We start from the raw sequence: 19,583 nt of genomic DNA, 5'->3' as shown, positions 1-19,583 counted from the left end.
CTCGTTCATCCGATTGCGGTAGGGCCTGATTCAGCCATCACTCATTATCCAGGCCGGGATGCCGAGGATGTGACCTGGCAGGATACGATCATTACGTTTCCTGTTGATTCGGGTGTGGCACCGTTGTATTTGGTGTTTGCCAAGCCTGCAGTGAGGCCATTAGAAGTGAATATTTATGGTGCGTTCGACGGCCGCCCAAGAAATGGCTTACATGTTGATCACATGCCTTCGCAGGCTGCGTTACGACGCTTTTTGAAAGGGGTCGCTCCAGATCTAAGCGCCCGAAAGATTCAGGAGTACCTGAAAAATGCAGCCAGTGTGGCAATTCCTGCCCACACTCACCGCAAATACAGCGAAACATATGGTGGAAGAAATAGCGAAGCCAGACAGATTCAGGATGCTCAAAATATGAGAGCTGCAGTAGACAGAAATCTATCAGCGATAAAGCCTTATCTACTGGAAGACGGATATTCCGAAGAGCAAATCGAGGCAGTTCGACTCGAGATGCATGACATCAATCACACACAAGGGTGGTATCAATGAACGCCGAAATGATTAACGTGTGGGTTAAAAATTTGGGCCGCAACTATGCCGAGCTAGTTAGTGAGGGCGTCATTTCCAGTCAATCGCTGACACCATTACTGGATGCCTCGGAGAACAAAGAGTGGGTCCAGTATCCAGCCCATGGTGTGGAACTCTGGTTTATAAAGGAAAACAAAATATTCGAAAAAGTTTTATTAACGCTGGGGCAAACGGATGACGGCGGTCCAGCTTACAACGGAAGCTTACCGTCACCCTTTGAGCGCCATATGACGCAGTCGGGTGTCCGCAGCCAATTTGGGACGCCTGCTAAATCAATAGGCCCAATGATAATCCCCGGCAGCGGCGGTAAAAAGAGTGGTGGATGGGACGCATATAAACTACATCAGACAATGCATCCAAGTGCCCGTGTGGGGTTCAGTTACAGCGCCGACATGACGGTAGAAACGCTCGCTTTCTCTTTGAGTCAAGGCGATCTGAATTAGGCGACGGTGAAAAAATCAACACACATCGAACCACATGCAGTTCAAAGTGTGAGAAGGGAACTCCCCTCCCACATTTTGATTGATGTTACGGCTGGCTGAGGCGCTCCAGCGTATAGCGCAGCGACGCCGACAACATGGGTCCATGCCCCAACCCTGGGAACGCTTGGTATTGCACCTTGAGCCCATCTACCCGCTGCAAATCCGCCAGCAGTTTCTTCGCCGCACCCTCCCCTTTCGGCCCAACCTGCCTGGACGGACTTGCCGGCTCCTCATCCCCGCGCATCATCAGCAAGGTCGGGTGTTTGCCCTTGAGGCGCTGCGCCAACCCCTCGGCATGAATCACCCCACCGTTCCACCACAACGACGGGCTGGCCGCCGCGTATTCGTCAAACGCATCCGGCCGGGTCAACAGGGTGTACAGCACGAACAAGCCGCCATAGGAATGCCCCCACAACAGCTGCCGCTTGGGCTTCTCTTCCAACCGCTGGTTGATCAGCGGGCGGATCTGTTGCGTGAGCAGGTCGAGAAACTGCTCCGCGCCGCCACTGGCTACGTCGGTCAGTGGGTCGCGCTGGGCGCCCTCGCCCACGCGCGGCGTGTAGTCGAAGGTGCGCGCGTTGCGTTCGATGCGCAGCGGTGTGGCGTACCCCACCGCCACCAGCACCGGCGGCGTGGCGCTGTGGGACAGGCGGTTGAGCAGTTCGGTGTCCAGCGCCGCCATGGCCGCGTTGCCGTCCAGCAGGTAGGCGACCGGGTTGGCCGCGCTGACCTTGAGCGGACGCCCCAGCCAGATGCGGTAGTGCCGCGCGCCGTCGGCGGAGTCCAGTTCCAGGGTGCTGAAGCTGTAGTCGCTGGCTTCACGCAACACCGGGGCGTCCATCAACTGGTCCGGTGCCGGCTTGGCGTAGGCGAACGAGGTAAAAAACAGCGCCAGAAAAATCCCCCGGCGCATCAGAACGACGCCGTCAGGCTGGTGAACAAGGTCCGGCCGGATTGGTTGTAAGTGGCCGCGCCCGCACCGTCGATATTGTTCACGCCCTGGGCATTGCCTTCGCGCCACAGGCGTTTGTCGAAGACGTTATCCACGCCGGCCGTGAGGCTCAGGTTCTTGGTGATCGCATAGGTGCCGCTCACGCCGGCAATCGCATACGGCGACAGCTGGTTGTTCGACGAGCCGGTCACGCGGTAGCCGTGGTAGTCATATTTTTTCGGGGTCTGCTTGCCGTACCAGGCCACGTTCGCTTGCAGGGACAGGTCTTGCGTGGCCTGCCAGTCGAGCATCGAGTTGAGGGTGTACTTGGGCGTGACCGAGAGCACATCGCCGGTCTGTTTGTTTTTCGATTGCAGCATGTAGGTGAAGTTGTTGGTCCAGGTCAGCGATTCGGCCAACGGCAAGGTGAGGTTGCCTTCGAGCCCTTCGACCAGCGCCTTGGGCACGTTTTCCCACTGGAACACGTTGGCCCCGGCGGTGGTGCCCGTGCCGCCGGTGGCGGTGCCGACCGGGGTCAGGCCGGACTCGATCTTGTTCTTGTAGTCGTTGCGGAAATACGTCAGCCCCGCGACCACACCGGCGTTGCGGTACTCGATCCCCAGCTCCTTGTTGACGCTGGTTTCCGCTTCAAGGTCGGCGTTGCCTTGCAGGTAGCAGCTCTTGGTCGAGCCGTAGCAACCCTGGCCGTTGCTGTACAGCAGGTAGTTGGGGTTGAGCTGATAGAGGTTCGGCGCCTTGTACGAGCGGGCGATGCCGGCCTTCAAGGTCAGGGTGTCGGTGAGCACCTGGGACAGGTTCAGCGACGGGCTCCAGTTGTCGCCGACAATATCGTGGTGGTCCAGGCGCAGGCCGGGGGTGAGGCGCGTGCCGGGGCGCAGTTCAATGTTGTCTTCGGCAAACACCGAGAAGATCCGCGACGACGAGGTGCTGCTGCGGTTGGTGCTGGTCAGCCCAGCCACGCTGCCGCCTGCAGTGGTGGTCTGGGTATTGGCGCTCGGGTCGTCGAGCTTGGACTCGACCCATTCGGTGCCCAGGGTCAGTACCTGCTCGAAACCGGCGTGCAGCGGCAGGCTGACTTCGCCGTGGGCGGTCAGGTCACGCAGTGTGGTGGTGTAGAAATCGGTGTTGGCGAAGATGCCTTCGGTGCCGCCCGCGAGGCCTTCGTTGATGCGACTGTTGCGGGTCTTTTCATATTGCAGGTAGGCCAGGCTGCTGCCGAAATCCCATTCCCCACGGTGGGTCAGCGCGTAGTTTTCACGGTAGAGGATGTTGGTCTCATGGCCGAGCATGCTTTTCACGCTGGCATTGCTGTTGGTGTTTTGCGTATCGCCGGTGTAGATGTTGCCCTGGCGGCTGAAACCGGCCTCCAGGTCGAGGGTTTGCTCAGGGGTCATTTTCCAGCTGAGCAGGCCGTTGACGTCCTTGTTGCGCACGCCTTCGCGGCCCGCGGGCAGTGTGCCGATCTGGGTGCCGTAGCGCGTCGATTCGTGGCCGCTGTTGATGTCGGCGTCATCGGCGTTGGTCTTGGCGATGTTGCCGTACACGCGGTAGCTGAGGTTATCGGTGAGCGGGCCGTTGAGGCCGAAGTTCATGCGCTCGGTCTCGCCCTCTGCCTTGTGCTGGGCGAAGTTGTGGTAAATCGTCGCCGAGCCGTGGGTCTCGGTGCCGGGCTGCTTGGTGATGATGTTGACCACGCCGCCCGCCGCGCCGTTGCCGTAACGCGCGGCGGCCGGGCCACGGATGACTTCGATGCGCTCCACTTGGTCGGCCGGCACCCAGTTGGTGTCGCCCCGGCTGTCACGTTCGCCGCGCCAGCCGTAGCGCACCGAGTTGCGGCTGCTCACCGGTTTACCATCCACCAGGATCAGGGTGTTTTCCGGGCCCATGCCACGGATGTCGATCTGCCGGTTGTTGCCACGCTGGCCGCTGCTGGAGTTGCCGGTGAGGTTGACGCCGGGCATGGTGCGGATGATTTCCGACAGGTCATTGGCCGGTGGGCGTTTCTTGATGTCCTCGGCGGTGATGATCGACACGCCGGGCATCTGCTTGATCTCTTCCTGAGCGGTGCCCAACACGGTCTGGGTCGGCAGTTCCATCTGCGCGGGCGCTTCGGCCTCGGCGGCAAAACCGGCGACGGGCAACAGGCTGCAAATACTCACGGCAAGCAGGGACAAGCGGAACATGGGGCGATCTCCAAACGTCAACCCGACCGATAGCGGCGGGCCATCAAAGATCGCAGATGATAATCAGATGCAATAACGAGTAAAGAAACTTAACTTTCTAAACATTTGCCGCAGGCAGGCGCAGGTGCATGCGCAGGCCCTGGCTGCCACGGCTGGCCCACAGCGCCCCGCCCTGCAATTCGATGGCACGCCGGGCGATGCTCAAGCCCAGGCCAAAGCCGCTGCCGACGGTGCCGTCCAGCCGCAGGTAGGCTTCGAAGATGCGCTCCAGGTCGGCCTCGGCCACGCCGGGGCCCTGGTCTTCGATCACCAGGCACCAGTTGTCGTCTTCACGTCTGCCGCTGAGGCGGATCACACCCTGTTCCGGCGAATGGCGGATGGCATTGCGCAGGATATTTTCCAGGGCCTGGGCGAAGCTGTTGAGGTGCACGTGCAGCAGGCAGGTGCTGTCCAGTTCACACACCAACGCGTCCAGCGGCCAACCGGTTTCGAAATGCGCGTCTTGCACCAGGGCTTCCCACACCGAGGCCACCACCACCTCTTCGGCATCCAGGCGCGGCTTTTCGGTGTCGAGCCAGGCCAGGTTGAGGGAGTCGTCCACCAGCCGGCGCATTTCCTCCACCTCGCGGGACAGGCGTTGCTGCAACTGCTCGGGCGGCAGGCCGCTGTCGCTGGCGATCTTCAAACGGGCCAACGGCGTGCGGATCTCATGGGACAAGGTGCGCAACAACTGGCGCTGCTGGTTGAGGCTCTGGCGCAAGCGCTCGGCCATGTGTTCGTAGGCGCGGGCCAACTCGCCCAATTCATCCGGGCGCCGGGTCACGCTGCTGCTGGCCAGCGGCGCCAGATCGCCCGAACTCAGCGCATTGGCGCGCTCGCGCAACTCATTCAGCGGCTGCACCAGGTGCCGGTACAGCAGCAAGCCCAGGCCCAGCGCCAGCAGCACCGGCACCACGCCGTGGGTGAACACGTGGGTCCACGGCGTGAGCCCCGGCGGCAGCAGGCGTTCGGGCAATTGCATCACCAGCCGGCCGCGTTCCGGGTGCTGGGGAAAGGCGATGCTGACGTAGGGCAGTTCATCGTCGAGGCGCTTGCTCATCGGCCAACTGAGCTTGCGCATAAAAGTCAGGTGGCTGACCTGCTCGGCGCTCAGCGGCGTGGTGCCGAGGCTGTGCAAATAGTCATCCAGCACGGCGACCCAGGTGTGTTCGCGCTGCTGCAAGGCCAGGCGCCAGCGCTCTACGGCGTCGGCATCGCCAGTGGCTGCGACCTGCTCAGCCTCGGCGGCATACGCGGCCAACGCGATGCGGTCCGGCGCTTCCAGAAAGTAGGTGTTGCGCTCCACCTGCAAGCCCCAGCTCCACACCAGCCACACCAGCAGCACGCAGAAGCCCACTTGCAGCAGCGCCACTTTCCACAGCAAGGGGTGGCGCCGCTGCATCAGGCGCCTGCGCACATCAGCACGTAGCCTTGGTGACGCACGGCGTCGATGCGCAGGCCCTGCACGTCGATGGCCGCGAGCTTGCGCCGCAGGTTGCACACATGCACATCCAGGCCACGGTCCAGGCGGGTGTAGGGCCGATGCAGCACGTGTTGATAGAGGAAGGCCTTGGTCAGCGCTTCACCCGCGTGTTCGTGGAGGGTGCACAGCAGGCGGAATTCCGAGGACGTCAGCCCGGCCGCCACGCCGTTGAAGCTGACGTCACGCCCATAGCTGTCGAACGCCAATGCCGACGGCCGCGCCAGCAACTGTGGCGCACGTGTCCCGCAATCGATCGCCACGCGGCGCAGCAACGCATCGATGCGCACGTCGAGTTCGGCCAGGCTGAACGGCTTGGGCAAGTAATCATCCGCGCCCTGGCTGAAGCCGGTGATACGGTCTTGCTCGGCGCCCAGGGCCGACATGAGGATCACCGGCGTACCCCGCTCATGGCGCAGGCGCGCGAGGATATTCAGCCCGCTTTCGTTGGGCAGCATGATGTCCAGCAGGATCAGCTCCACTGGCGCATGCAGCGCCATGTCCAGGCCCTGATCGCCGCGATGGGCGCTGTTCAAGGCAAAGCCACGGCGGCTCAGGTGGTTACTGAGATGGGTGCACAGCTCGACGTCATCCTCGATGATGAGGATGCGCGGGGTGGGCGGTGGCGAGGCTAGATGATAAGTATTCACAATTACGTCAGTTTCGCATTCGACGAAACATTTCGCAATCTTCTAACCGACAACTATCTAACTGACGAAGCCGAATAAACAATGTGGGAGCGGGCTTGCTCGCGAATGCGGCGGGTCAGTTGGAACATCTTTGACTGACACACCGCATTCGCGAGCAAGCCCGCTCCCACACAAGCCCGCTCCCACATTTTGGACTGTGTTCGGCATTCAAGACTGGTGTGCTTTCAATCAGGCCACACCGGTTCTCCCAGGTTGAGCATCAGGCGATTAGCCCAGGCGAAAATCGCAATCGCATGGATCAAATCCAGAATTTCGCCATCCCCCAACCCTTGCTCACGCAGCGGCACCAACGACGCGGCATCGATCTCTCCAGGAACCAGCGTCAGGTCAATCGCAAACCCCACAATCGCCCGTTCCCGTGGCGTCGTACCGGCCGTGTATGGATCAGCGAACACCTGGGCAATCACCTCATTGCGCTTGGCCAATTGCTCGAACCGCTGGGCATGCACCGAGGCGCAAAACACGCATTCGTTGATGCGCGACACCACCGCACTGGCCAGCTCGCGCTCGGCCCGCGACAGCCCGCCCGGCGCGTACATGATCGCGTTGAACGCCAATGAGCGTTGGCGCAGCACTTCGGGCTGGTGGATCAGCGTCAGGTAGTACTGCGAGACCTTGGCCTGGGGATGGCTCTCTTCCAGCACGGCGATCTGCGCAGGGTTGGCCTGGGCCAGGTCGAGGGTCGGCAGCCAGGCTTTCCAGCCCAGGCTGCGGTTGGTGAAGCCTTGGATATCCAGGGGTGCGCTCATCGCAGTTGCTCCAGGGCCTTGAGCCCGCTGGCCAGGCGTACCTGGTAGGAAATAAAGGCGATCAACTGGCCGAGGGTGACCACGTCGATAGTTTCCAGGCCGGCGTCCAGCAGCGCCGTCAGGGCCTGGCGATCACCTTCCACGGGCGCCAGCACCAGGGTGCGGGTGAAGTCGAGGATGGCTTTGAGGCGCGGCGAATCCTCGCTCGCCGGCAACGCTTGCAGACGTTGCAGATAGTGCGCGGCCAGCTCCGGTTGCGGGGTCAGTTGGCTGGCGTATTCGGCCACCAGCAGGCGTTCCTGCAGGCTCAGGCTACCGGGCAAATCCTCGGCAAACAGCGCCTGGTAACTGCCTTCGGTGGCGTCGGTGACTTTGGCCCGCGCCTGGCGCAAGCCTTGCACCGGGCTGTCGGTGCCGAGCACCAGGCGGGTCAGCAGGTCGGGTAACGCAGGATTGTTCATTGCAACTCCTTGGAATGCGCGCGGCGCTCGGCCACGGCGTTGTGCAGAAATTCCAGCACCGCGTGCCATGACTGCTCATTGGCCTGGGCGTTGGCTTCAGGCTGGCCGTCATCGGCGTAGGTGGTGGGAATGTAGGGCAGCAGAATGCTGTGGCCGGCCAGCGGGAAATCCCGTTGCAGCGCCGGCCAGGGGTGTTTGAACTGCTGGAGCCGCGCGCCGACCATCTGCCCGAAACGGCTGGACGGCCACGCCGCATCATCGCCAGCGGTCAAGGTCAGCACCGGCCCGCGAATACGCTCGACGGGGATGCGCGCACGCTCCACCGCATCGGCATCCTCCAGGGCACTGCTCATCGACACGGCATTGCGCAACCCCGCATCGCGGGCGGCCCAGTTTGCATGGCGGTTGTTGTTCCACACATGCACCAGGGGCTCGCCGCGATACAACCACGCGGGGCCATCGCGCCCTACCCTCGGGTCGGCGGCGGCCTGCCCGCCATGTACCAAGGCACTCGGCACATAACCAACCACTGCCGCGACGGAGTCGGGAAACAGGCTGGCAAGCAGCAGCACCAGCTCGCCGCCACGGGACTGGCCACTCAGCGCGATAAAGTCATCGGCCGGCGCCAGTTCGCGGCGCATCCACGCCAGGCCCGTCTCGAAGTACTCCAGCGGCGTGTTGGAGATGTAATCCGACAGCCCCGGCGCCTTGAAATAGCCCAACGCCAACGCGCTGTAACCCCGCGAGGCATACAGCGCCGCGCGAGCTTCGTTGATGCCGCCGCCGGAGCCATTGAGCACCATCACCGCCGGATGCGGCCCGGCGCCGGGCGGTTGGAACAACGTACCCACCAGGCCGTCTTCACGCACTTCACGCCGGGTCACGCCGGCAGCGGCCAGGCGTTGCACCAACACCAGCGCCTGGTCCTGCACCTCGATACGGGTGTGCAACGGCTCCAACACGGCATCGGGAAACACCGCCGCGCTGTGGCCCTGTTCGAGATGCTGGCTCCACAACAAGCCCATGCCCGACACGCCCGTGTAATCCCCGGCCACCGGCGCATCGCGCTCAAGATCCACGCGCCCCTGCGCGTCGGCCACAAACGTCGCCGCACTGCGCCACGCGCGCCCGCCGCCACGCACGGTGCGGCTGGTCAACGTCACGTGCGCGCCCGGCGCCAGCCCTTCGACGACGATGTGGCGCGGCTCATCCAGCAGGCCGTCGAGAGGCGTAATTGCCAAACGCGCCATTACTTTTCCTCCGTCACCATCGCGGCGGTGGTGCGGTCGCTGACCAGCGGATCAACGCGCAGGCCTTTGCGGGCCGCCCAGATGTTCTGGTAGTGGAACAGCGGCAGGATGCCCACATCGTCGCTCACCCGTTGCACCGAATCGCGCAGGATCGCTTCGCGCTTGGCGTCATCGAACTCGGCCGACGACAGTTCCAGATCCTTGTCCACCTGCGGGTTGCTGTAGCGCCCCCAGTTCGACGAGCCCTGGCCTTTGCTCGGGTCGGCGCTGGCCAGCACATTGAGCAGGCCATACCCCGCTTCGCCGGTGCCATTGCCCCAGGCGATCACGGTGACGGCGTATTCGTTTTTATTGGCGCGCGCGGCATAGACCGACCAGGGCACCACCTGCAAATCCACCTTGATGCCGATGCGCGCCCAGAACTGCGCGACGGCTTGCATGCTTTCCGGGGCCAGCGGGTAACGGTCGCCGGGCACGTGTACGGTCAACTGGAAACCGTCCGGGAAGCCCGCTTCGGCCAGCAGTTTTTTCGCCTGGGCCGGGTCGTTGGGGATGTTCTTGACGTCAGTGTTGTAGCCGATGGTATCGGCGGGCATCCATTGGTTGGCTTCGGTCACGGTGTTTTGCAGGATGCGCTCGACAATCGCCTTGCGGTTGATCGCGAGCGACAGCGCCTGGCGCACCCGCACATCACGCAGCGGGTTTTCGGCCAGCGGCTTGCCTTGGTTATCCCGCACGAACTCGTTCGGCCCGGCACGGAAGCTCGGCTGGATCAGCAACGCGCGCAGCCCCGGGTAGGCAAACACCTTGACGCTCGGCGTGGCCTGCAACTTCTTCACATCCTGGGGCGAAACCTTGTCGATCACATCCACATCGCCCGCGAGCAACGCGGCGGTACGGCTCGCCGGGTTGGCAATGAAACGATAATCCACCGTGTCCCACAGCGGTTGCTTACCCCAATAATCCTTGTTGCGCTCGAACAACGTGCGGTCACCCTGGGCGTAGGACACCAAGCGATACGGCCCGGTGCCGATCACCGCCTTGCCGCTGTTGTAATCCTCGGTGCCAGACTTGGCGCCGACATGCCGGCTGACGATGTACACCGAGTCGATGTTCTGCACCAGCAACGGGTTCGGCACCGAGGTCTTGACCCGCAACGTGTAAGGGTCCGGCGCGCTCACCGACTCCACCGTGCGCAGGCTGCTGGAATACGGCGCGACGCTGCCGGGCACATTGCGCGCACGCTCCAGGGAGAACACCAGGTCGTCGGCGGTGAACGGCTGGCCGTCCTGCCACTTCACGCCCTGGCGGATCTTGAATTCCCAGGTATTGGCGTCGATGGCTTTCCAGCTCTCGGCCAGGCCCGGCAGGTTTTTGTCGTCGCGACGGTCCAGCAGGGATTCCCACACATGCAGCGCCAGCGAGCGGTCGCCAGCATGGTTGTTCAGTTGCGGGTCCAACGATGACACCGGGTCGGCATAGGCAATGCGCAAGGCTTGCGCGGATGCCCCGGTGGCGCCGCTCAACAGCGCGGCAGTCAGTAACGTCAGCAGCAAGGGCTTCATGGCAAGTTCCTAAGAGGCAAGGTTGAGGTGGCAAGCGCTCAGGTGGTCGGGCGACACTTCTCTGAGCAGCGGGACTTCTTCACGGCAACGCGCCGTGGCATGGGGGCAACGCGGGTGGAAATGGCAGCCTGACGGCGGGTTCAACGGGCTGGGGATTTCGCCGCGAATCGCCTGGTACTGGCTGCGCCGCAGTTCAAACCGCGGGATCTGCGCCAGCAGCGCCTGGGTGTAGGGGTGGTTGGCGCGGGCGAACAGCTCGTCCACCGTGGCCGACTCCACCACCCGCCCGAGGTACATCACCACCACGCGGTCGCACAGGTGCTCGACCACGCCGAGGTCATGGCTGATAAACAGGTAGGTCAGGCCCAGTTGCTCGCGCAGGTCCATGAACAGGTTGAGGATCTGCGCCTGGATCGACACGTCCAGCGCCGCCACCGACTCATCGCACACCAGCAATTGCGGCTGCACCGCCAAGGCACGGGCGATGCCGATGCGCTGGCGCTGGCCGCCACTGAACTGGTGCGGATAACGCTGGCGCAACTCCGGGCTCAAGCCGGCACGGCGCAGTTGCGCACTGACGTAGTCGTCGAAGCCTGCACGGTCGGTGAGGCCCTGGCGCAGTGCGCCTTCGCCGACGATGCGGTCCACCCGCAGCCGTGGGTTGAGGCTGGCGTAAGGGTCCTGGAAGATCATCTGCACCTTGAGCTTTTGCGCCGCGCTCAACCCTTGCATCGGCTGGCCGTCGACGCTCACGCTGCCGCTGGACGTCGGCAGCAAGCCGGCGACCATGCGCCCCAGAGTGGACTTGCCGCAGCCGGACTCCCCCACCAGCCCCACCACTTCGCCCCGGGCGATGCGCAGGTCAACGCCATCCACAGCGCGCGTCTGCGGACGTGGACGGCTTAGCCCGAGGCGTTGCAGCACGCCACCCGGCGCCGGGCCAAACTGTTTGCTGACCTGTTGCAGCTCGATCAACGGCACGGATTCATTGGCCATGGGCAACTCCAGGATGGAAGCAACGCACGCTGCGACCGGGTTCGATTTCAAGAGGCTGGGGTTGTTCGCTGCACGCGCTGCTGACGCGGCTGCAACGCTCGGCGAACGCACAACCGGGCGGCATCGACAGCAGGTCCGGGGCCATGCCCGGAATCTGCCGCAGGCGCTGGCCGCGTTGGTTGCGGCTCGGCAGGCTGTCGATCAGGCCTTGGGTGTACGGGTGCAATGGTCGGTCGAGCACCGCATCCACGCTGCCCTGCTCGACAATGCGACCGGCGTACATCACCGCCACGTCATCGGCGAGGCCGGCGACCACCGACAGGTCGTGGGTGATCCAGATCAGCGCGGTGCCCTGCTCGCGCACCAGCTTTTGCACTTCACCGAGGATCTGCGCCTGGATGGTCACGTCCAGTGCCGTCGTCGGTTCGTCGGCGATGATCAGGTCCGGGCGGTGCAGCAACGCGATGGCAATCGCCACCCGTTGGCGCATGCCGCCAGACAGTTGATGGGGGTAGGCACGCAGGCGCTCCTCGGGGCTGGCGATGCCCATCGAGGCCAACGTGTCGCAGGCATGTTGCCGTGCCTCGCGCTTGCTCATGGGGTTGTGGGCGCGCACCGCTTCGATCATCTGCGTGTCGATGCGCAGCACCGGGTTGAGGGTCATCATCGGGTCCTGGAAGATCATCGCGATGCGATTGCCTTGCAGGTGGCGAAGCTGTGAGGGACGCAGTTGCACCAGGTCCCGGCCCTGGAACAGAATCTCGCCGCCGCTGATACGCCCCGGCGCATCCACCAGCCCGAGGATGGAGAAACCGGTAACGGATTTACCCGAGCCCGACTCCCCCACCAGCCCGAGGATGCGCCCCGGTTGCAGGCGCAGGGACACGTCGCACACCGCTGGCAGAATGCCGTCGCGGGTGTGGAACGAGGTGCACAGGTTGCGCACGTCAAGGGTCGCCGGCAGTACCGCGTTATCCAAAGCCTTCATCGCTGCAACCTCGGGTTGAGTACGTCCCGCAGGCGATCGCCCACCAGGTTGATCGCGACAATCGTCAGCAACAACGCCAAGCCGGGGAACACGCTGATCCAATACTCATCGCCCAACATGAACTGGAAACCGTTGGCGATCAGCAGGCCCAGGGACGGTTCGGTGATCGGTACGCCCAGGCCAAGGAACGACAGGGTCGCTTCCAAGGTAATCGCCCGGGCGATCTGCAACGCGCCAATCACAATCAACGGCGGCAGGCAGTTGGGCAGGATGTGCCCGACCAGGATGCGCCAGCGGCTGATGCCCTGGCCGCGTGCGGCCTCGACATATTCGCGGCGGCTTTCCACCAGCGCCTGGCCACGGGCGGTGCGCGCGTAATAGGCCCATTCGAGCACCACCAGCGTCAACACCACATTGCCCACGCCCTTGCCCAGCCACGCGAGGATCATCAGCGCCATGAGGATGCCGGGGAACGACAGCAGCAAGTCCACCAGGCGCATCAACAGCGCATCGATCCAACCACCGGCATAGGCCGAGACCAGCCCGATCAAGGTGCCGATCACCGCCGCGATCAGCGCCGAACCGACGCCCACCAACAGGCTGATGCGCAGGCCGTAGACAATCGCCGAATACAGATCGCGGCCCTGGCCGTCGGTGCCCAGCCAGTAGGTGTAATGCCCTTCGCTGCTGGTGGCGCCGGGCGCCAGGCGCGCGTCAAGCACATCCAGTTGCATCAGGTCGTAAGGGTTTTGCGGGGTGATCCACGGCGCGAACAACGCCGCCAACACCACCAAGGCCAGGATCAGCAGGCCGACAATGGCCATCGGCGCCCGCAGGAAATCCAGCGCGCCGCGTTGCCACAACGATTGCACACGGATCATTGCGCACCTTCCAGGCGTACGCGCGGGTCGAGCAGGCGGTACAGCACGTCCACCAGCAGGTTGAGGCTGACGAAAATCACCACGACCACCATCAGGTACGCCACCACCACGGGGCGGTCGAGGGTGTTGATGCTGTCGAGGATCAGCTTGCCGGCGCCGGGCCAGGCAAAGATGCTTTCGGTGACCACCGCGTAGGCGATGGTCGAGCCCAGCTCCAGGCCGAGCACGGTCACCAGCGGGATCAGGGTGTTGCGCAACACATGCATAAGGGTCACTCGCAGCGGTGACAGGCCCTTGGCCCGGGCGAACTTGACGAAATCCTGGGGCAGGATTTCGCGCACGCCGGCACGGGTCAGGCGCAGTACCAGGGAGATTTTGAACAGCGCCAGGTTCAGCGCCGGCAGCAGCAAATGCTGCCAACCGTCGAGGGTCAGCCACGACCATTGAATGCCCAGCCACTCCCGGGTGGCGCCACGCCCACTGGCGGGTAGCCAGCCGAGGTGCACCGAGAACAGCATGATCAGCATCAGCGCGACCCAGAACGACGGCAGGGAAAAACCGACGATGCTGCCGGTCATCATCAGCCGCGAAGCGAAGTGGTCCGGGTACAGGCCGGCGAACAGGCCCAGCGGCACGCCGATCACAATCGCCATGAGCAAGGCGCTGAACGCCAGTTCAAAGGTCGCCGGCAAGCGCTGCAAGATCAGCTGCAAGGCGTCTTCGTGGTGCACGAAGCTTTTGCCCAGGTGCCCGTGCAGTGCGCCGTCGAGGAAGCTCAGGTATTGCTGCCACAGCGGTTGGTCCAGGCCCAGGCGCGCAATGGCTTGCAGGCGCTCGGCCTGGTTGAGGTCTTCGCCGATGAGGATGTCCACCGGGTTGCCGATGGCATTGAGGCCGACGAACACGATCAGCGTCATCAGCAGCATCACCAGCACGGCCTGGCCCACGCGCCGCAGCAACCATAAGGTCATGTACGCAGCTCCTCGGCGCGCAGGCTGCCGGCTTGCCATTCATCGCCTTGCAGCTCCGGCTCGGCGTAGTTTTGCATCGCGTCGAAATGCAGCGCCACGTCGTCGTTGAACAGCTGCCCGGCCAGGCCTTGGGCCATGCGCTTGGCGCCTTCGCTGATGGCTGGGATATCACCGGACACGCCGCCGTAGGTCAGCGCCGCCGGGTAGCTGAAGCAGTGCACACGCTCCAGGCCCGGGCAGGCATCGGGCGTGCGCGGCTGGAATTCGAACAGCGGGCCGAGGTCCGGCAGTTGCGACAGCTCCGGGTCTTCCTGGCCGACGGGCGCCGTGAAGCGGTCGCGCCAGAGCTTGATATGGGGGGCGAACGGCGAGAACTCCGGGCGCAGGTCGAAGTTGCTGCGAAAGCCGGTGGCGAACACCAGGAAGTCGTAGCGCAACTGCGCCGTGGGGGTGTGCAGCAACAGGCTGCCATCGGCCTGCACGGCCACCGATTCAATCGGGCTGTCGAGCAGGAACCGCGCATTGGCGTGGCGTGAAACACGCAAAGTGCTGCCGTGGGGCGGCGGCACTTGTTGCCGGTTGAGGTAGTGGCGGATGCTCCACTTCCAATCGTCCGGCAGGCGCCAGTAACCGTGGGTCATGCCGGGGCTGCCGGCGCCCTTGCCCTTGTTGATGCGCGGCAGGTCCTTGCGCCGCACCAGCAGGTCGACGTTCAGCGCGCCGGCTTCAAGGGCGGTGCCCGCCGCGTCCATCGCCGACGCGCCGCCGCCGATCACCGCGACGCGTTTGCCGACAAACCACTCATCCTGCAAACCGTCGGCCGAATGCGCCCAGTATTCGCCGGGCAACTGCCGCGCCAGTTCCGGCACCCATGGGCCGCCCAAGCCGTCACGCCCGGTGGCGAGCACCACGTGGCGCGCCGAGAACACCTGGGACTGGCCGTTGGCGTCGATGTGCAGTTCAACGCGCCCATCAGCCTGGGGTTGCACGCGGGTCACACGGTGTTGGTTGCGCACATCCAGGCGCAGCACCTGGCGATACCAGCGCAGGTAGTCGGCCCATTGCAGGCGCGGAATCTTGTCCAGCGCATCCCACGCCTCCAGGCCGAATTGCGCCTGGAACCACGCGCGAAACGTCAGCGCCGGCAAGCCTAGCGCCGGCCCGCTCAACTGCTTGGGCGAACGCAAGGTTTCCATGCGCGCCGTGGTTGCCCACGGCCCTTCGAACCCCTGGGGCGCCTGGTCGAACACCACCGCCCGTACCCCCAGATGGCCCAGTTCGGCGGCCACCGCCATGCCCGCCATGCCACCGCCGATCACCGCTACTTCCAGCAGCGGCTGGCCGTCCAGTTGGCGCGGTTTGACCCAGGGCTGGGCGGGCAGATCGAGCCACGCCAGGTCCTCGCGCAGGCGCGCTTCGAGGGCGGGTAGACCGATGGGTGCGGTGGTGTGCGACATCGTTGAGTACTCGATCAAGTGAGCGGGCACGCGGCCCGCAAGGGTTAAAAGTCGATGTTCAGGCGGCTGTAGTAGAACGCCCCGTAGGAACCGAACGGTGAGATCGACGAGTAGTAGGAACCGCCGGAAACGTCGGTCACGGTGTGCTTGTCGGGGTAGACGTTGAACAGGTTGTCGGCGCCCAGGGAGACCCGCACGTTGTCGGTCAGGGCGTAGGTCACGTCGACATCGGTGATCCACTTGGCGCTGAAGGTTTCATCCACGCCGGTGGTGCCGCTGCCCAGGCGCTTGACCTTGCCGTAGCGGGTGGCGCGCACGCCCACATCCCAATCGTTGACCTGCCAGTTGAGGCCGACGATGTACTTGCTCTTGGGCGTGAGGTCGGTGATGCCGCCCAACTCGGTGCGTTCGAAACGTTGCAGGCCGAGGCTTTGCAACTGCGACGGGTTGGCCTTGAGGTCGGTGATCGTGGCCTTGTTCCAGTTGGCGCCGACGTTCCAGCGCAAGCGGCCGAAGCGGTCCAGGTGCTGGGTGTAGTCGGCCACCAGGTCGAGGCCCTTGGTGCGGGTGTCGAACGCGTTGGCGTAGTACTGCACTTGCTGCACGTGGGAGAAGCCATTGGCGGCGAGGATCTGGTCCACCGCCACGCCGGACAGCGGGCTGATCAGCGCGATACGGTCTTGCAGGTCGATCAGGTAGGCGTCCAGCGCCACGTTCAAGTCCTTGACCGGCGTCCAGGTCAGGCCGGCAGAGACGCTTTGCGACTTCACCGGTTCCAGGTCTTCGGCGCCCAGGGCCCGACCAATCGCCGAGTTGGTCTGCACGCGTTTGATCATGATGTCCTGGGTGGTGTTGCCCACGGTGCGGCGGCCCAGGCCGGTCTTGGCGTAGCCCTGCTGCACCATCGACGGTGCGACGAAACCTGTGCTCAAAGCACCGCGCGCGGCGATTTCCGGGGTGAAGGCATAGCGCGTCGAGAGCTTGCCGGTCCAGGTGTTGCCCGAGCTGTCGGTGTAGTGCTCGAAGCGGCCGGCGGCGCCGACGAACCACTTATCGGTGACGTCCAGGCCCAGGTCCACATACGCCGCCGAGTCGCTGCGGCGCAGGTTGACTTCGTCTTCCGGCAGCAGCAGGTAGTTGCCCAGGGCGCCAATGGCTGCAAGTTGCCCGGCGCGCGGGTGGCCAGCCGGGTAGCGGTAGTTGCCGTTGCGGTACGAGTCCACATCGCCGGATTCGGTGCGGTACTGCTCGAAGCGGTACTCCAGGCCGGTGGCGAAGTTCAGCGGATTGCGCGTGCCGATATCCAACTTGCGGTTGAGGTCGAAGTTGGTGGTCCACTGGGTGAAGGTGTTGGTCTGCAAGGTGAAATCGGTGGGGCTCGCCGTGCCGAGGGACGGGTTGAGGTTGTTGTCGGTGGATTGCTTCTGGCGGTTGGCGCCATAGGAGGTGCTGAGGTCCCAGCCCCAGCCGGCCAGGTCATCGCCACGGGCACCGAAGGTGCTCTGGTAGTCGAGGCTGTCAAAGGTGAAATCCGGGGCGATGCCGTCCGGGTACAGCTCGTTGACGATGGTATTGGAGTTGGGCCGGCGGAAGCCGATAGAGACCAGCGCATCCTGCTTGCCCAAGGTGCTGAAGGAGTACAGCGAGGTCGACTCGTTGAGCGGCAACTCGGCGTTGTACGACACATTGATCTGCTCGATCTCCGGCAGGCCGCCGCCGAAGCTGCGCTTTTCCACGGTGTTTTCCCGTGGGTCGGGTTGGCCGTTGACCGGGTAGTAGAACGCGCCGGTGGCCACGCCGGAGCGCTTGGTGCTGTCTTGTTTCTTGGCGTCGAGGGCGAAGTTGAAGAAGCCGTCGTTGGGCAGTGGCAGGCCGTAGTTGAAGGTCTGCTGGTAGGTCTCGCCATTCGAGCCGACGCCACTGGCGTAATGGGAGCGGCGCCCGGCCATGGTGCTGGAACTGCCGCCGCTGCTGTCGGACTTGAGGATGATATTGATCACCCCGGCGATGGCATCCGAGCCGTATTGGGCGGCGGCGCCGTCGCGCAAGACTTCAACGCGGTCGATAGCGCTGATGGGGATCAGGTCAAGGTCAGCCGGGTTCCAGCCTTCCACCAGCACCGAGTTTTCCGAGGCCACCGAACCGCCATGGCGGCGCTTGCCATTGACCAGCACCAGCACATAACCGCCGCCGAGCCCACGCAAACCCGCAGCCCGCGCCACGTTGCTGTAGGCGCCGCCGGTGACCTTGGCGACGTTGAATGACGGCAGCAGGTGCTCCAGCGCATCACGCAGCGCGGTGCTGCCGCCCTGCTTTTGCAGGTCTTCGCCACCGATCACATCGATCGGCACGGCGCTTTGCGCCACGGTGCGCTGGTTGCCACGGTTGCCCACCGAGACCACGGTTTGCATCACCGGCTCGGCTTTCTTGCGTTCAGTGTCCTGGTCTTCCTCTGCCATCAGCGGCGCGGACGCCAGGCACAGGCCGGTCAGCGCGAGGGCTGCAGGTGAAAAAAATGCAGTCGATGAAAAGCTGGGTTGCATCTGGGAACTCCCCGAGAAATCGCCGTAAAGGGTGTGACTGGTCGTGCGGCGATTTGCCGAGGTCGGCTGGATGTCCGCGAAGAGAGATGAGCTGGGTGAACAGCCATCTATTCGTTTTCGTGATTCATTAGCGCACCGAATGCGGTAAATGAATACTAAAGGGCATCACTTATTCCATCTACTAATTAATAGAGCTATGCATATTCCAAATTACATATAAGGGTCAGCTGGCGTAGATGCGCTGCATCAAGGCGTCATGGCGATTGGCCGGGTGGATGATCATGCCGGGCAGCAAGTCCTGGGATGAGGCTTGCAGGGTGTCGACCAAGGCCTGGGCGACGTCGGACAGTGGGCTGGCGAAGGCCGAGATCAAGCCGAAGAAGAACGGGATCGTGCTTTCAATCGGCCGCACCACCACGCCATTGAGCGGCACGCCGAACGCGGTGAACGGGTCCACCAGGGCCACACCCAGGCCAGCGCGGGCCATTTGCATGGCGGTCAGCGAGGTGTTGGTTTCGAGGATGTGCTGGGGCTCGCTGCCCAGGTCTTCGAAGGCTTTGTTGATGCGACGGCGGAAGCGGAAGGGGTTGGAGATGCTGATCAGCGTGTGCTGCGCCAGGGTCTGCATGCTCAGCACGGATTCGCTGGCCAGTGGCGAATCTTCGGCGAGCACCGCGACGCAAGACGCTTCGCCGATCCAGTGCACCTCCAGGCCGCGATGTTCCAGGGGCAGGCTGACCACGCCGAGGTCGACGGTCTTGGCCAGCACGGCTTGCACCACGCCTTCGGGGGTGAGGCTCTGGATCTGCAATTGCTGCGGGCGCAGGCCTGCCGGCAAACGCGCAATCGCCGGGGGGAGCAAACCGGCGGCCAGGGCTGGGGTGGCTACCACGCGCAGGCTGAGGTTTTCGTCGCGGGCGATGTTCAGGGCGCGTTGTTGCACATGGCGAACGCCTTGCAGGGCGCTGTCGACTTCGGCCGAGAGTTGGAAGGCTTTTTGGGTGGGGGTGACTTTGGGGCCGCTGCGTTCGAACAGGGCGAAGCCGAGTTCTTGCTCAAGCTCCTGGATCAGGCGCGTCACGGTGGGTTGTGAGCGGCCCAGCATCTGGCCGGCACCGGTGACGCTGCCGGCGGACATGACGGCGGCGAAGGCTTCCAACTGGCGTAGGTCCACCGGGGGTTCCTTTGATTTGGGGGATGGGGGTGGAGTGTACACATTGGGTGATGAGGTGTCGGTTTGTCGGTGTACATATCCGTTGCTGCGGTAACGGCTGCTATTGGTTCCGCCCTTACG

General features: G+C 63.8%; 17 protein-coding genes. 2 read left to right on the top strand and 15 right to left on the bottom strand.

From position 1 onward, the window contains the following. A partial coding sequence (locus DBR46_RS29915) for an S-type pyocin domain-containing protein (protein ID WP_177414142.1) occupies window positions 1–543 on the top strand: 543 nt, incomplete at its 5' end. Then, on the top strand, window positions 540–1,025 hold the full coding sequence (locus DBR46_RS29910) for a DUF6392 family protein (protein ID WP_124530013.1): 486 nt from the start codon (window positions 540–542) through the stop codon (window positions 1,023–1,025). The genes DBR46_RS29915 and DBR46_RS29910, both read left to right, overlap by 4 nt. A gap of 85 nt (window positions 1,026–1,110) precedes the next feature. Here the strand turns inward: DBR46_RS29910 and DBR46_RS29905 are convergent, their stop codons facing one another. The 15 genes from DBR46_RS29905 to DBR46_RS29840 form a co-directional block, all read right to left on the bottom strand. After that, window positions 1,111–1,977 (bottom strand): alpha/beta hydrolase, encoded by an 867-nt coding sequence (locus tag DBR46_RS29905; RefSeq protein WP_124530011.1) that lies wholly within the window; start codon window positions 1,975–1,977, stop codon window positions 1,111–1,113. Then, entirely contained in the window at window positions 1,977–4,199 is a 2,223-nt protein-coding gene (locus tag DBR46_RS29900) for a TonB-dependent siderophore receptor (protein WP_124530009.1), read from the bottom strand. The genes DBR46_RS29905 and DBR46_RS29900 overlap by 1 nt, the downstream gene beginning before the upstream one ends. Before the next feature lie 97 nt (window positions 4,200–4,296). Further along, window positions 4,297–5,640 (bottom strand): sensor histidine kinase, encoded by a 1,344-nt coding sequence (locus DBR46_RS29895; RefSeq protein WP_124530007.1) that lies wholly within the window; start codon window positions 5,638–5,640, stop codon window positions 4,297–4,299. Next, entirely contained in the window at window positions 5,640–6,368 is a 729-nt protein-coding gene (locus tag DBR46_RS29890) for a response regulator transcription factor (RefSeq protein WP_124530005.1), read from the bottom strand. Before DBR46_RS29890 ends, DBR46_RS29895 begins: the two co-directional genes overlap by 1 nt. A gap of 224 nt (window positions 6,369–6,592) precedes the next feature. Further along, the gene (locus DBR46_RS29885) at window positions 6,593–7,177 is read right to left on the bottom strand and encodes a peroxidase-related enzyme (protein ID WP_124530003.1); all 585 of its coding nucleotides are present in this window, start codon (window positions 7,175–7,177) and stop codon (window positions 6,593–6,595) included. Further along, the gene (locus tag DBR46_RS30430) at window positions 7,174–7,638 is read right to left on the bottom strand and encodes a CMD domain-containing protein (RefSeq protein ID WP_218569341.1); all 465 of its coding nucleotides are present in this window, start codon (window positions 7,636–7,638) and stop codon (window positions 7,174–7,176) included. Before DBR46_RS30430 ends, DBR46_RS29885 begins: the two co-directional genes overlap by 4 nt. After that, the gene (locus DBR46_RS29880; RefSeq protein WP_218569340.1) at window positions 7,635–8,888 is read right to left on the bottom strand and encodes an acyl-CoA thioesterase/bile acid-CoA:amino acid N-acyltransferase family protein; all 1,254 of its coding nucleotides are present in this window, start codon (window positions 8,886–8,888) and stop codon (window positions 7,635–7,637) included. Before DBR46_RS29880 ends, DBR46_RS30430 begins: the two co-directional genes overlap by 4 nt. Beyond that, window positions 8,888–10,453, bottom strand: coding sequence for an ABC transporter substrate-binding protein (locus tag DBR46_RS29875; protein WP_124530001.1), 1,566 nt, complete (start codon window positions 10,451–10,453; stop codon window positions 8,888–8,890). The genes DBR46_RS29880 and DBR46_RS29875 overlap by 1 nt, the downstream gene beginning before the upstream one ends. Window positions 10,454–10,462: 9 nt before the next feature. Next, a complete protein-coding gene (locus DBR46_RS29870) occupies window positions 10,463–11,449 on the bottom strand; it encodes an ABC transporter ATP-binding protein (RefSeq protein ID WP_124529999.1) in 987 nt (328 codons plus the stop codon). After that, the gene (locus tag DBR46_RS29865) at window positions 11,439–12,437 is read right to left on the bottom strand and encodes an ABC transporter ATP-binding protein (RefSeq protein WP_124529997.1); all 999 of its coding nucleotides are present in this window, start codon (window positions 12,435–12,437) and stop codon (window positions 11,439–11,441) included. Before DBR46_RS29865 ends, DBR46_RS29870 begins: the two co-directional genes overlap by 11 nt. Continuing rightward, complete coding sequence (locus DBR46_RS29860; RefSeq protein WP_124529995.1) at window positions 12,434–13,318, bottom strand: ABC transporter permease; 885 nt, start codon at window positions 13,316–13,318, stop codon at window positions 12,434–12,436. Before DBR46_RS29860 ends, DBR46_RS29865 begins: the two co-directional genes overlap by 4 nt. Continuing rightward, a complete protein-coding gene (locus DBR46_RS29855; RefSeq protein ID WP_124529993.1) occupies window positions 13,315–14,289 on the bottom strand; it encodes an ABC transporter permease in 975 nt (324 codons plus the stop codon). Before DBR46_RS29855 ends, DBR46_RS29860 begins: the two co-directional genes overlap by 4 nt. Then, the gene (locus DBR46_RS29850) at window positions 14,286–15,746 is read right to left on the bottom strand and encodes an FAD-dependent oxidoreductase (protein WP_124529991.1); all 1,461 of its coding nucleotides are present in this window, start codon (window positions 15,744–15,746) and stop codon (window positions 14,286–14,288) included. Before DBR46_RS29850 ends, DBR46_RS29855 begins: the two co-directional genes overlap by 4 nt. Window positions 15,747–15,790: 44 nt before the next feature. Then, window positions 15,791–18,289, bottom strand: coding sequence for a TonB-dependent siderophore receptor (locus DBR46_RS29845; RefSeq protein WP_124529989.1), 2,499 nt, complete (start codon window positions 18,287–18,289; stop codon window positions 15,791–15,793). 223 nt (window positions 18,290–18,512) lie between these two features. Beyond that, window positions 18,513–19,463 (bottom strand): LysR family transcriptional regulator, encoded by a 951-nt coding sequence (locus tag DBR46_RS29840; protein WP_124529987.1) that lies wholly within the window; start codon window positions 19,461–19,463, stop codon window positions 18,513–18,515. Between the last annotated feature and the right edge of the window lie 120 nt (window positions 19,464–19,583).

The organism is Pseudomonas sp. KBW05 (assembly GCF_003852405.1).
Lineage (GTDB): Bacteria > Pseudomonadota > Gammaproteobacteria > Pseudomonadales > Pseudomonadaceae > Aquipseudomonas.
The sequence above is the reverse complement of the archived record's forward strand: the minus strand, read 5'-3'. Positions and strand labels throughout refer to the sequence as shown.